Annotated in this window: 11 protein-coding genes, 1 tRNA gene and 1 pseudogene; 8 read left to right on the top strand and 5 right to left on the bottom strand. The window is 52.1% G+C overall.

All coding sequences use genetic code 11. The annotated features are described in order from the left end of the window. Positions 1-150 precede the first annotated feature (150 nt). The 5 genes from ptsP (at position 151) to tal (ending at position 6611) form a co-directional block, all read left to right on the top strand. Entirely contained in the window at positions 151-2661 is a 2511-nt protein-coding gene (gene ptsP, locus ABLV75_RS19920; RefSeq protein ID WP_004105536.1) for a phosphoenolpyruvate--protein phosphotransferase, read from the top strand. A gap of 60 nt (positions 2662-2721) precedes the next feature. After that, complete coding sequence (locus ABLV75_RS19915) at positions 2722-3042, top strand: fructose PTS transporter subunit IIB (protein ID WP_001515335.1); 321 nt, start codon at positions 2722-2724, stop codon at positions 3040-3042. A 167-nt stretch (positions 3043-3209) separates the two neighbouring features. After that, positions 3210-4313, top strand: coding sequence for a PTS fructose transporter subunit IIC (locus ABLV75_RS19910; RefSeq protein ID WP_001515336.1), 1104 nt, complete (start codon positions 3210-3212; stop codon positions 4311-4313). A gap of 9 nt (positions 4314-4322) precedes the next feature. After that, entirely contained in the window at positions 4323-5576 is a 1254-nt protein-coding gene (locus tag ABLV75_RS19905; protein WP_001515338.1) for a class II D-tagatose-bisphosphate aldolase, non-catalytic subunit, read from the top strand. Positions 5577-5660: 84 nt separating this feature from the next. After that, positions 5661-6611, top strand: coding sequence for a transaldolase (gene tal, locus ABLV75_RS19900; protein WP_001515339.1), 951 nt, complete (start codon positions 5661-5663; stop codon positions 6609-6611). 68 nt (positions 6612-6679) lie between these two features. Here the strand turns inward: tal and ABLV75_RS19895 are convergent, their stop codons facing one another. The 5 genes and pseudogenes from ABLV75_RS19895 to ABLV75_RS19875 all read right to left on the bottom strand — a co-directional run bounded on the left by ABLV75_RS19895 (position 6680) and on the right by ABLV75_RS19875 (position 9694). Further along, positions 6680-7573: a LysR family transcriptional regulator gene (locus ABLV75_RS19895; RefSeq protein WP_004105540.1), complete on the bottom strand. Its 894-nt coding sequence runs from the start codon at positions 7571-7573 to the stop codon at positions 6680-6682. A gap of 26 nt (positions 7574-7599) precedes the next feature. Next, positions 7600-7665: pseudogene (locus tag ABLV75_RS19890) on the bottom strand (DUF4102 domain-containing protein); the annotation flags it as partial. Positions 7666-7828: 163 nt separating this feature from the next. Continuing rightward, positions 7829-7902, bottom strand: a tRNA-Gly gene (locus ABLV75_RS19885). An 80-nt stretch (positions 7903-7982) separates the two neighbouring features. Further along, positions 7983-8708, bottom strand: a complete 726-nt coding sequence (gene actS / locus ABLV75_RS19880) for an amidase activator ActS (RefSeq protein ID WP_004105542.1) — start codon at positions 8706-8708, stop codon at positions 7983-7985. 89 nt (positions 8709-8797) lie between these two features. Beyond that, positions 8798-9694, bottom strand: coding sequence for a LysR family transcriptional regulator (locus tag ABLV75_RS19875; protein ID WP_016809684.1), 897 nt, complete (start codon positions 9692-9694; stop codon positions 8798-8800). A 215-nt stretch (positions 9695-9909) separates the two neighbouring features. On the opposite strand from ABLV75_RS19875, the gene ABLV75_RS19870 reads away from it, so the two are divergent. From ABLV75_RS19870 to ABLV75_RS19860, 3 genes are read left to right on the top strand one after another with little or no spacing between them, the layout of a single operon-like run. Then, positions 9910-11403, top strand: coding sequence for a UbiD family decarboxylase (locus ABLV75_RS19870; protein ID WP_004105546.1), 1494 nt, complete (start codon positions 9910-9912; stop codon positions 11401-11403). 12 nt (positions 11404-11415) lie between these two features. Next, positions 11416-11994, top strand: coding sequence for a UbiX family flavin prenyltransferase (locus ABLV75_RS19865; RefSeq protein WP_004105547.1), 579 nt, complete (start codon positions 11416-11418; stop codon positions 11992-11994). Positions 11995-12008: 14 nt separating this feature from the next. Further along, positions 12009-12725 (top strand): DUF554 domain-containing protein, encoded by a 717-nt coding sequence (locus tag ABLV75_RS19860; protein ID WP_004105549.1) that lies wholly within the window; start codon positions 12009-12011, stop codon positions 12723-12725. The last annotated feature ends 12 nt before the right edge of the window (positions 12726-12737 follow it).

Below are 12737 nucleotides of genomic sequence, written 5' to 3'. Positions count from 1 at the left end.
AATAATCAGGCTTTTTTATTCAAGCAAAGGTCACTTTTTTTCTATTCAAAGCTAGCTGAGAACGATGAAGGATATAAAACATGAAAGGCAGGCACTCAAACCTGCAGAAAAAATTAATTAGCCAGGGCTAAAAGATTATCGGGAGCAATGATGTCACAGATAATTACGTATCAATGTGAGCTGAAGGATGGTATTCACGCCAGACCGGCGGGACATATCGAACGATTGTGTAATACCTTTCAATCTGAGGTGTGCTGGAATAATATTCGCAGCGGCATTCAGGGTAATGGTAAAAGCGCTCTCTCGATTGTAGCCACCGATACCTTACTCAACGACGCCTGTGAAATTACCATCAGCGGTAAAGATGCTGCAAACGCGGCTCAGCAGCTGAGTGCGCTGCTTAAAAAACTGCCCTCCTTCGAGGTTAGCCATGCAGATGAAGCCGCAGTGCCTGCGGGTTATCTCCCGCGTTCGCTGCGGGAGACTCAGCTCAGTTTTATTCAGGGTTCACGCATCAGCGGCGGTGTTGCCATTGCCAAACCCGTTCGTATTCAGAGTCTGTCTCTGGACGAAATGCTGGCGCGTAACCCGGGCGGTGAGTATTCCACGGAGCATCAGCAGCGTATTTTTCTGGCGGGTTTAGAGGCGCTTAAGCAAGAGAAGCAGGCTGCGCTGGAAATTAAAAAAGGCGTTGAACACGATATTTTACAGGCGCATTTTTCCATTATCACCGATGCGACCTTTCAAAGCCATATCTCCTCGGCGATTTCCGGTGGTGACAATACCTGGGATGCGGTGATTAAAGCTGCAATGGAATTCTGTGAAATTCTTACTCGCTCATCAAGCAAATACATTAAAGAGCGGACCCTGGATGTTCTCGATATTACCGGACAATTACTTTCTGCGATCTATGGCCCGGGTATATTACCGCAGAACAGTCTTGAATTAACGCAACCATCGATTATTCTGGCCAACAGTCTGACACCAAGCCAGTTTCTCGGGATCAATAAAGAGTTTCTTGCCGGGATGGTATTATCCGCCACGGGTAAAACGTCGCACACCGCTATCCTTGCACGTTCGCTCGGTATCCCGACTCTGACAGATATTGATTTTTCGACCCTACAGCTGAATGCAGACATGGACATTATTATCGATGGCAATCCGGGTATTTTAATTATCGCACCGGATGAGAAAGTTCTGCGCTATTACCAGAATGAAATTGCCGTTCAGCAGAGTATGCAGCAGCAAATGCTGGCTAACGTCTATCAGGCAGCAACCACCAGCGATCATCATAGCGTTGAGATAGCCGCCAATATTGCCAGCCTGGCGGAAGCCGAGGCAGCCTTCAGTAACGGCGCTGAAGGCATCGGACTATTTCGTACCGAAATGTCATTCATGGACCGCGAATCCGCACCGGACTACCACGAACTGGCTGAGCTCTACAGCCAGGTGATACAGGTTGCACAAGGGAAGCCGGTTATCTTCCGCACCTTCGACATTGGCGGTGATAAGCCTGTCGACTATATGAGCATCGGCGAAGAAGAAAACCCGTTTCTCGGCTTCCGGGCGGTGCGAACTTATCCGCGTTATCGCGACCTTTTCGCCATGCAGCTCAAGGCTATCCTCAGCGCCTCGGCTTTTGGCGATGCCAAAATCATGATCCCGATGATCGCCAACGTTGATGAAGTTATCTGGTGCCGTGAAGTCCTCGAAGAGGTCAAAAGTACGATGCGTGATGAAGGGCTGGCATTCAACGACAGCATCTCGCTCGGCGTGATGCTGGAGATCCCCTCCGTTATCTTCGCGATTAGTGAAATAGCGGAATACGCAGATTTCTTCAGCGTGGGCAGCAACGACCTGACGCAGTACTTTTTTGCCGCCGACCGTGGAAATACGCAGGTTGAGGCGGTATACGATAACTATGCTCCGGCATTCCTGCGCGCCATGCAGTATGCCGCCGCCGAAGTCCACCGCGCGGGCAAGTGGATAGGTATCTGCGGAGAGCTGGGTGCCAGCAAAGATTTTCTGCCGCTGTTCGTTGGCATGGGCTTTGACGAACTCAGCATGAGTGGCACCTCTATTCCGGGTGTAAAACATGCGCTGCGGGAGCTGAGTTTTGCCAAATGCCAGGGGCTGGTACAGGATATTGTGGCGTTAAAACGTTCCGCTGATGTCAAAGTCGCGCTGAGTTCACCGGACGTAAAAGCGGTCAGCAAAAAGCCGATCCTCGCTCCAGAGTTTATTCTCTGCGGACTACAGGCCAGCGATAAAAACGAAGTTATCAAAAAGATGACCGACAATCTGTGGCTGCACCATCGCACCGATAATCGGGATCAATTAACCGATGATATCTGGGCCCGCGAAGACTCATTCTCCACCGCCGTGGGCTATGGCTTCGCCATTCCGCACACCAAGTCAGACCATATTCACTACTCCACCATCAGTATGGCAACCCTTGCGTCGCCCATTATGTGGGGCGATCAGGAAGTCGAAACCGTATTCATGCTGACGGTGAGTAAATCCGCCGACCCTAATGAGCATATGAAATATTTCTCCACGCTTGCCCGAAAGCTAATGAAAGAGGATTTCCGCAATGAAATAAAACAGGCCGAAAACGTCAACGTACTCTACAACCTGATGGCCAATACTTTGGCCGTATGAAATCAGGATTTATTAAGCAATGTTTAAAACCACAGCCAAATAAAAAATCAGGAGTCACTCATGAAGATTGTCGGAGTCGCAGCATGCATTACCGGTGTCGCCCACACCTATATGGCACAGGAAGCTATCGAGCAGGAGTGCAAAAAAAGAGGTTATGACGTCAAGGTCGAAACTCAGGGCGGCATGGGAATTGAAAATGAATTAAGCGAAGATGAGATTGCCGAAGCGGACGTGGTTATTCTGGCGATTGCTATTGGTATAGAAGGCGTCGAGCGTTTTGAAGAAAAAGAAGACGCCGGACTGGTTATTTCGCTGAACCCGGCAGAAGTGGTTCGCGATCCAGCAGCGATTATTGACCGGGCTGAAAAACTGGTGCAATAAAACAACCCACCGGTCCTTATTTACTTTCGACATTCGGTACCGGTGAATAATAACGTTAATTAAATTTCTGCGAACTCTTTATTTAAATTACGACGCAAACGCGTCCGGGGATGATTGTGCCTGAATATCGCAGTCATCATAAAAATAAAGGGTCCTGGAGGATGAAAATGTCGGAAAAAATGAAAGTCATCAAGGATGATTTAGTTAAAGCATTCAGTACCGGGGTGTCATATATGATGCCGGTGGTGGTGGTCGGCGGTATCTGCCTGGCACTCTCCTTGATTGGGGGTGAGCCGGTCGCGGGTAAAGGCATGGTGGTGACCAACCCATTCTTATTAAACCTCGGCGCTATCGGCAGCGCGGGCCTCGGAATGATGATCCCGGTGCTGGCGGCTTATATCTCCTACTCTATCGCCGGTAAACCGGGGCTGACTCCGGGTTTAATCACCGGTTTTATGGCCAGCACGCCGCTGGGCGCAGATCACGTGGTAACCGGTTTTCTGGGGGCGATGCTGCTCGGTATTCTCAGCGGCTACGTGGCTAAATGGGTAAAAGGCTGGAAAGTCGGTAAGGTGCTGATGCCGGTTATGCCGATCATGATTATTCCTATCGTCTCAAGCGTCATCGTCGGCATGCTCTATCTGTATGTACTGATTGGACCCATCGGTTTTGCCATGAAATGGCTGGTTTCCATGCTCTCCCATATGCAGGGAAGCAGTGGACTGGTACTTGGTCTGATTGTCGGTGCCATGGCAGCCTTTGATATGGGTGGCCCGGTAAATAAAACCGCAACGGCATTTACTCTCGCATTAATGGCTGAAGGTATTTATGGTCCTAACGGCGCTTACCGTGTTGCCTGCGCTATTCCGCCACTGGGCATTGCTCTCTCTACTTTTATTTCACCACGTAAATGGGCTGAAGATGAAAGACGAATGGGAACCTCTGCTGCCTTTATGGGGTTAATTGGCATTACCGAGGGCGCCATTCCTTTCGCCGTTAAAAACCTGAAGACCGTTCTGCCATCAATAATTATCGGCAGCGCTGTCGGTGCTGGCCTGGCAATGGTTCACGGCGTTGAATCTATGGTTCCCCACGGCGGGTTAATTGCTATCGCAGGCGTCAATAAAGCACCTGTATGGTATGCCATCGATATGGTTATCGGCGTTATTGTCACCGCAATCTGCCTATATATTCTGCGCCCCAACATAAGCGAGCCGGTAAAAAAAGAGTCGGCTAAAAAAACAATCACTTCTGATATGAATAAAGTCTGAGGAGTCATCATGAAAAACACAATGAAACAGTACGTCGATTATATTGTTAACGGTGGAAAATCAACAATGCTGGGAATTGGCCCCATGTCTCCGGCATTAATTCAGGCCTGTTTTGAGCTGGGTAAAGAAAAAGACCTGCCGCTGATGTTTATTGCCAGCCGCAACCAGGTTGATGCAGATGAGTTTGGCGCGGGTTACGTTAACAACTGGGATCAATTTCGCTTTGCCGCCGACCTGAAAGCGATGGCGGAAAAAGTCGGCTTCGACGGTGATTACTTCCTCTGTCGTGACCATGGTGGCCCATGGCAGCGTGATAAAGAACGTAAAGACCATATTCCGGAAGCCGAAGCGATGGCGCTAGCGCGCCGCTCTTATCAGGTAGATATGGACGCCGGTTTCGACCTGTTGCATATCGACCCGACAAAAGACCCGTATGTCGTCGGTAAAGTCATTGATATCGAACTGGTGCTGAGTCGTACCGTTGAGCTGATCCGCTTCTGCGAAGAGTACCGTAAGGCAAATAACCTGAAGGAGTTCTTCTATGAAGTCGGAACTGAAGAGACCAATGGCGGCCTGACCGACGTCAGCGCCTATGAAGGGTTTATTATTGAGCTGAATAAGCGTCTTGCTGCCGAATCGCTACCGCAGCCGCTGTTTATCGTTGGTCAGACCGGAACCCTGACCCGCCTGACCAAAAACGTTGGCCATTTTAATGATAAGCAGTCCGCAGAGCTTTCGGCTATCAGCACCCGTCACGGCGTCGGTCTGAAAGAGCATAATGGTGACTATCTTCCGGATGAGATCCTGTTGAAACATCCAGGTCTGGGCATCACGGCAATGAACGTCGCCCCAGCCTACGGCACCATTGAAACCCGCGCTTATCTGAAGCTGGCGGAAGTCGAGAAAGATCTGGCAGCGAAAGGCTTTATCAAGTCAGCATCTGATTTAAAAACCGTCCTGACCCGCGAGTGCGTGCTGAGCCACAAATGGGAAAAATGGATGACCGATGAGCACAAAAATAAGTCCGAGGAACAGATCTTTAACGAGCCGGAATTGTTGAAAGAGATTCTCGAACTCAGCGGCCACTACAACTACGAAAAACCAGCGGTAGTCAAAGAGATGCAGACCATGTTTGCTAATCTGAAGTCGTTTGGTGTCGAACCCGAGCGTTATGTGGTTAATAAAATTAAAGATATGATCCAGAACGAAGCAGAGTGCTTCAATATGCCAGGCCTGACCACCCGCGTCGCGCAGGCAAAATAACCACCTATCCAGCTTAGCAATAAGGAGCGGGCTCTGGCCCCTCCTTGCTATTTGCTGCCCAATTATGAAATACAGGTTTATGCCATGAATCAGCTTGAACAACTAAAGCAGCGAACCACAATTGTTGCCGACAGCGGGGATATTGACAGCATTATGGCTTACCAGCCTGAAGATGCGACCACCAACCCTTCGCTTATTTATAAAGCGGCGCAGCTTCCGCAATACCAGAAACTGGTGAAAGATGCCGTCGCGGCAGTGAAGTCCCGCCAGAATGGAAAGCCGGTACAGCCTGCGGATATTGCCGATTACCTGGCGGTGAGTATCGGGGTGCTGATCCTGAAAAACGTTCCGGGTCGTATTTCAACTGAAGTGGATGCTCGCCTCTCGTTTGATACCCAGGCCAGTATTGCTAAAGCGCGGGAAATTATTGCACTGTATGAAGAGAAAGGTATTGGCAAAGATCGGGTTTTGATTAAGCTTGCTGCCACCTGGCAAGGGATCCGTGCCGCAGAAACGCTGGAAAAAGAGGGTATCCAGTGTAACCTCACGCTACTGTTCTCCTTTGCCCAGGCCAGAGCCTGTGCCGATGCCAATGTTTTCCTGATTTCCCCGTTTGTGGGCCGTATCTACGACTGGTACAAGAAAAACAACCCTGATACCACCTTCACCGTCGAGAACGATCCGGGTGTCGAATCAGTGCAGAAGATCTATCGCTTTTATAAAATGCACGGCTACCGCACCGTGGTGATGGGGGCCAGTTTCCGTACGCCGGAACAGGTGCTGGCGCTTAACGGATGCGATCGTCTGACCGTTTCCCCGGCGTTGCTGGCGCAGTTGCAGCAAACTCAGGGGGCGGTACCAATGCCGCTGACGTATGAAGGTGAAATCCAGGCGAAGCCCACAGCGATGACCGAGGCTGAGTTCTACTGGGCTCATAATCAGGATGCGATGGCAGTGGAAAAGCTCGCCGAAGGTATTCGCCTGTTTGCCGTGGACCAGAACAGTCTTGAGGCACTGCTGAGTCAATATCTGTAAGCTCCCCTTGCAAATATCCTATGCAGGTAGTTGATTCTTAGACGGGTCCGCAGTAAATATCGGACCCATTATTCCACGTAGCGAAGTGCATCGATCATCAGCGCAAAAGCGGGCGGATGCTGCTTACGGCTCGGATAGTAAAGATAATATCCGGGGAAAGACGGACACCAGTCCTGCAGAACCTGAATAAGTTCTCCTGACTTGATATAATCCTGCACCCTGTCTTCGGGTATACAGGCAATGCCAAAACCGGATAACGCCGCATCAATTCGTTCCGCTTGCAGATTAAACGTGACCTGCCCTTCTACTCTGACCCGTAACGGTTTTCCATCCTTCTCAAACTCCCAGTGGTAAAGACCACCGGCTGTCGGCAGGCGCATATTGATACACCGGTGATTTTGTAGCTCGTGCGGCGTTTCAGGTGCAGTGTTTGCAGCAAAATAAGACGGCGCTCCCACCACTGCCATTCTCATGTCCGGGCCAATTCTTACCGCAATCATATCCTTATCCACGCTTTCGCCCAGGCGGATCCCGGCATCAAAACGCCCCTCAACAATATCGACAAAGCCGTTATCCACCTCCAGTTCGAGATTGATTTCCGGATATTCCCTGAGGAAGGGTTTTAACTTCGGCCATACCAGACTTCGCGCGGCATGCTCCCCGGCAGATAAACGAATATTGCCGGAGGCGGTGCCGTTCAGTTGAACCAGCGATTCCAGCTCCTGCTCAAGATCGGCAATACGCGGTTCAAGGCAGGCAATAATTCTCTCACCGGCTTCTGTAGGGGCAACGCTTCGGGTCGTACGGGTCAGAAGGCGTATATTCAGCCTTTCCTCCAGGGCCTTCATCGCGTGGCTGAGTGCAGACTGAGAAACGCCCAGTTTACCCGCCGCTTTGGTGAAACTTCGCTCCCTTGCTACTACAAGAAAGATTTGCAGTTCGTTGAAATTTTCTTTGAGCATCGGCGATTTCCTTAAAAACCAACGCTATCAGCCAGTTTCCAGGGGTTCTCTTTGGGTTTAGCAGTTTCAACCTGACGAGCAGTCAGCTTCATTGGGGTACCTCTCAGCAGGGGGTACAATTATACCCCCATCCATACCCCCACATTGAGCTTGACCCTGGGGGAGTACAATTGAGTTCAATAGACTAATAGAATGCTATAACTGCTGATTTATCAAGGGAAAATTGAGTTTGATAGACTTCAGGAGACTTGAGTCTGGAGCGGGCGAAGGGAATCGAACCCTCGTATAGAGCTTGGGAAGCTCTCGTTCTACCATTGAACTACGCCCGCGAGGAGGTGCGAGGGTCATTATAGACCTTACGCACCCGCTGACAAGCCCATAACAGGCTAACTGTCGATAAAATAACCTTTTAGCACTTAGGCTTACTGCCCTGCGGCGGCAAATAGCGCAGCGGGTCGATCGCCGTCGCCCGGTAGCGAATCTGGAAGTGCAGGCGTACGGAATCCGCATCCGAGCTGCCCATGGTGGCAATCTGCTGGCCGATCTTCACGCTCTGGCCGTTATTCACCATCAGCTTGTCGTTGTGTGCATAGGCGCTGATATAGTCCTCATTATGTTTAATCATAATCAGGTTGCCGTAGCCGCGCAGCTGGTTACCCACGTACACCACTTTGCCCGCCCCTGCCGCATACACCGGCTGGCCGCGCTTACCGGCAATATCGATACCTTTATTGCCGCCATCGCTGGTGGAGTACGGCAGTATAACTTTGCCGCTGGTCGGCCAGCGCCAGCAGCGTTGCCCGACCGGCGGCCAGGAGGATTGCGGCACCGCCGAAGATGGCGTCACGGCAGCGGTGCGCTTCGCGGAGGATTTCTTGCCGGATGCCCCCGCCTTCGCCGTGGCCCCTGAACCACTGTTCAGCTTCAGCTTTTGCCCAACCTCGATGGTATAGGGAGGTGAAATATTATTGAGACGGGCGAGATCCCTGACGCTGGTGCCAGTGGAACGTGAAATAGCGTACAGCGTGTCGCCGCGCTTCACGGTGTAGGTGGACCCGGAATCGGATGAGCTGGAACACCCCGCGACGATCAGGCTGCTCAGCAACATTATTGCAATAACAAAGCGTTTTCTCATCAGGCGTCCTGCGCTTAACACGTACATTCACCTCTCAACCAGAGGCGATTATCATACCAGTCCCTAAGGCAATCCCCAATCGCTACCCTTCATACAGAAGTATTAAACGGATAGCCATGCGTAATAATATCCATCAACGCGGGCAGATAAGGCATAGACGGCAATTTTACCAGCGCCGGGTAGAATATTTGCGGCGAGGGGAAAACATCGACCACGTAGCACTGGTTAAGCTTATCAGCATCCACTTCAGAAGAAGGTAGCAGCGTCGCAGCCTGCAGTCCGGACTCCAGCCAGTCGAGAATTACGCCCGGCTGCGTAATGTGCATAATCACCTTCGCGTTGACCCCTGACTTACGAAACAGCTCCATTAGCATCTCGTAAGTTCCTGAATCTTTTGCTCTATGAAGTAATACCAGCGGCAGCGCCGCCAGCGATGTGTAGCTATACGGATTAGACGGCGGCTCCGGCAGGCAGCTTTTATTGATCACCGCGACCAGCTTAATCGGGTCAAAAGAGACATAATCAAAGCCTTCGCTACGGTAGGGGCGCTGGATTAAGGCTAAATCAATTGCGCCCTCGGTTAATAACGTTTCGAGATGGCTGGAGTCAGTAACGGAAATATTTATGGAAGTGTCGGGATGACGTCGATATACCTCCATCAGCAATGCTTTAAAATAATTCTGATAGAGATGAGTTAAGCCGATTCTCAATTCAGTTCTGTTTTTGTGCGCAATATCCGTCGTTTCCCGCGCCGTATCCTCTACCTGGCGTAATATTTCACACGCTTTTCGATAGAGAAAAAAACCGGCTTCCGTAGGCTCAATGCGGTTTCCCCGGCGAACAAAAAGCGATACCTGAAGCTCTTCTTCCAGCTCCTGAATTCGCTTGCTGAGCGGCGGCTGCGCCATGTTCAGCGACTTCGCCGCCTGGCTCACCGAACCTTGTTCCACCACCCGACAAAAATAGCGTAAGCGCTTTAAATCCATCATCATTATCCGCAGTGTAATTTATCACCAGTATCACACTTAGCCGGAGAAATAAAAAGCCGCAGCGTTGCTCCTCATATTAATTAATCATTATTTAACACCTTGTTAAAATAAACTTTTTTGATCTACTGACCATCCGGTAAACGGTATTTGTTTATCCGCGCCAGGGAAAATATTGTGCCGGGAGCAAAGCTTCTTTTCCGAAGGAATATCCCATGACAAATAATGATAACAAAACACCCTCATCGGTACATGATTTACGCTCCGCGCTGGAGCTGCTGAAAACGCTTCCCGGCGAGTATGTTGAAACCAATACCGAAGTCGACCCGCACGCCGAACTCTCCGGCGTCTATCGTTACGTAGGCGCCGGCGGGACCTGCCAGCGTCCGACCCGCAAGAATGGCCCGGTCATGGTCTTCAATAAAATCAAAGGCTTTGAAAATATCAGCGTGGCGATTGGCCTGAATGGCTCCCGCCAGCGCGTCAGCCATTTTCTCCAGTGTGAACCGGCTAAACTGGGGCATCTGCTGAAGGATTCAGTAGAAAACGCAATAGCCCCGGTGATGACCCAGGGCGCAGCGGTATGCCAGCAAGTGGTCCATCTGGCAAGCGATGCCGATTTCGATCTGCGCAAGCTGCTGCCGGCACCGACCAATACCGAAGAAGACGCCGGCCCCTATATTACGATGGGCCTGTGCTACGCCTCCGATCCAGAAACGCATGAGTCCGATATCACCATTCATCGCCTGTGCGTCCAGAGCCGCGACGAACTCTCCATGTGGCTAACGCCCGGCCGCCATATCGATGCTTTTCGCATGAAGGCGGAAGCGGCAGGCCAGCCGCTGCCGATTTCAATCAGCATCGGCGTCGATCCGGCCATTGAAATTGCCGCCTGTTTCGAGCCGCCGACCACCCCGCTGGGCTTCAACGAGTTAAGCATCGCCGGCGCGCTGCGCGGCAAAGCGGTGGAGATGACGCAGTGTAAAACCATTAACGAGAAAGCGATCGCCCACGCTGAGATCGTGATTGAAGGCGAACTGCTGCCCAACGCGCGCGTACGAGAAGATCAGAACACCCATACCGGCCGCGCGATGCCTGAGTTTCCGGGCTATACCGGCGAAGCTAAAGAGGCGATTCCGGTCATCAAAGTGAAAGCCGTCACTCACCGTATCAATCCTATCTGGCGCACCACCGTAGGACCAGGCGAAGAACACGTCAATATGGCCGGTATCCCGACCGAAGCCAGCATTCTGGATATGGTCGAACGCGCGATGCCTGGCAAACTGCTGAACGTCTTTGCCCATTCGGCTGGCGGCGGCAAGCTGCTGGCGGTGCTGCAGTTCAAAAAATCCTCCCCGGCGGACGAAGGGCGCCAGCGTCAGGCTGCTCTGCTGGCGTTCTCAGCCTTCCCGGAACTGAAGCACGTCATTCTGGTTGATGAAGACGTCGATATTTTCGACAGCGACGACGTGCTTTGGGCCATGCAAACCCGCTACCAGGGCGATGTCGATACAATCACTATTCCCGGCGTTCGCTGCCATCCGCTCGATCCGTCGCAGGTACCGGAATACAGCCCGAGCATCCTGCAGCAGGGAATGTCCTGCAAAACGATATTCGACTGCACCGTGCCGTTCCATCTGAAGCACAACTTCCAGCGCTCCAGATTTAAAGAAGTGGACGTGAAGCGCTTCCTGCCGGATTTCGAATAAAAGGAGAACCTCATGACGGCACGCATCATCATTGGTATCAGCGGCGCATCCGGGTTTCAGTACGGCGTTAAGGCGCTGGAGCTACTGCGCCCGCATCCCGTTGAAGTCCACCTGGTCGTCTCTAAAGGCGCGGAAAAAACCTGCGAGCTGGAGACGGATTACCGCCTGGACGAGGTGATGGCGCTGGCCGACGTGGTGCATCCCATCGCCAATCTTGGCGCAGCTATCTCCAGCGGTTCATTTAAAACGCTGGGGATGCTGGTCGCGCCGTGTTCAATGCGTTCTTTAGGCGCCATCGCCCACTGCCTGACCGACAACCTGCTCACCCGCGCGGCAGACGTGGTGCTGAAAGAACGTCGCCGCCTGGTGCTGCTGGCCCGGGAAACGCCGCTGAACCTCGGCCACATCCGCAATATGGCCGCCGTAACCGAAATGGGCGGAATTATCTTTCCGCCGGTCCCGGCGCTTTACCAGCGTCCGCAAACGGCGGACGACATCGTTACCCATAGCGTCAATCGCGCGCTCGATCTGTTTGACCTGCAGGTCAACAACATCCCCCGCTGGGGTGAAGGCGAGCTATGTTTTAATTAACCGGAAATTATTCAATGTTAATCGGCCCATATGTAAACGGAGCCGCCGTGATTATCGGCGGACTCATCGGCGCTGCGGCGGGCGGCAAGCTCCCCGAGCGCGTCAAAACGGCGCTGCCGATGACCTTCGGCCTGTGCTCCGTTGGTCTTGGTATTACGCTGGTGCTCAAAGTGAAATATATGCCCGCCGTCGTGCTGGCAATGGTGATTGGCGCCATCCTCGGCGAATTGCTGCATCTGGAAAAGGGCATCGGTAAAGCCGCAGGTTCCACCCGCGGTTTGATCAACAAAGTGCTGCCGCCGGTCAATGGCCTCGGCCATGAAGAGTTTACCGAGAAATTTGTCGCCATCCTGGTTCTGTTTTGCGCCAGCGGCACCGGTATTTTCGGCGCGATGACCGAAGGCATGAGCGGCGATCCGTCAATTCTGTATATCAAAACGATTCTCGATCTATTTACCGCCGGGATTTTCGCGACGCTGCTGGGCTACGCGGTGATGACCATTGCTATCCCGCAGGTCATTATTCAGGTGGCGCTGGCGATGCTGGCGGTGGTTATTCTGCCGTCGATCTCGCCTGATATGATGGCGGATTTCTCCTGCGCCGGCGGGCTGCTGATGGTGGCGACCGGGTTGCGTATCTGTAACATTAAGCTCTTTCCGGTAGCCAACATGTTGCCAGGGCTTGTTTTGGTAATGCCTTTGTCCCATTTATGGGCTACCCTAGTGGCCTGAGTACATGACCCG

The sequence above is a fragment of the Klebsiella sp. CN_Kp066 genome (genome assembly GCF_040065135.1).
Classification (GTDB): Bacteria; Pseudomonadota; Gammaproteobacteria; order Enterobacterales; family Enterobacteriaceae; genus Klebsiella; species Klebsiella oxytoca.
The sequence above is the reverse complement of the archived record's forward strand: the minus strand, read 5'-3'. Positions and strand labels throughout refer to the sequence as shown.

Excerpts from the sequence above, each read along its gene's own strand:
- ptsP (WP_004105536.1), top strand. The coding sequence starts at position 151 with ATGTCACAGATAATTACGTATCAATGTGAGCTGAAGGATGGTATTCAC.
- ABLV75_RS19915 (WP_001515335.1), top strand. The coding sequence starts at position 2,722 with ATGAAGATTGTCGGAGTCGCAGCATGCATTACCGGTGTCGCCCACACC.
- ABLV75_RS19910 (WP_001515336.1), top strand. The coding sequence starts at position 3,210 with ATGTCGGAAAAAATGAAAGTCATCAAGGATGATTTAGTTAAAGCATTC.
- ABLV75_RS19905 (WP_001515338.1), top strand. The coding sequence starts at position 4,323 with ATGAAAAACACAATGAAACAGTACGTCGATTATATTGTTAACGGTGGA.
- tal (WP_001515339.1), top strand. The coding sequence starts at position 5,661 with ATGAATCAGCTTGAACAACTAAAGCAGCGAACCACAATTGTTGCCGAC.
- ABLV75_RS19895 (WP_004105540.1), bottom strand. The coding sequence starts at position 7,573 with ATGCTCAAAGAAAATTTCAACGAACTGCAAATCTTTCTTGTAGTAGCA.
- actS (WP_004105542.1), bottom strand. The coding sequence starts at position 8,708 with ATGAGAAAACGCTTTGTTATTGCAATAATGTTGCTGAGCAGCCTGATC.
- ABLV75_RS19875 (WP_016809684.1), bottom strand. The coding sequence starts at position 9,694 with ATGGATTTAAAGCGCTTACGCTATTTTTGTCGGGTGGTGGAACAAGGT.
- ABLV75_RS19870 (WP_004105546.1), top strand. The coding sequence starts at position 9,910 with ATGACAAATAATGATAACAAAACACCCTCATCGGTACATGATTTACGC.
- ABLV75_RS19865 (WP_004105547.1), top strand. The coding sequence starts at position 11,416 with ATGACGGCACGCATCATCATTGGTATCAGCGGCGCATCCGGGTTTCAG.
- ABLV75_RS19860 (WP_004105549.1), top strand. The coding sequence starts at position 12,009 with ATGTTAATCGGCCCATATGTAAACGGAGCCGCCGTGATTATCGGCGGA.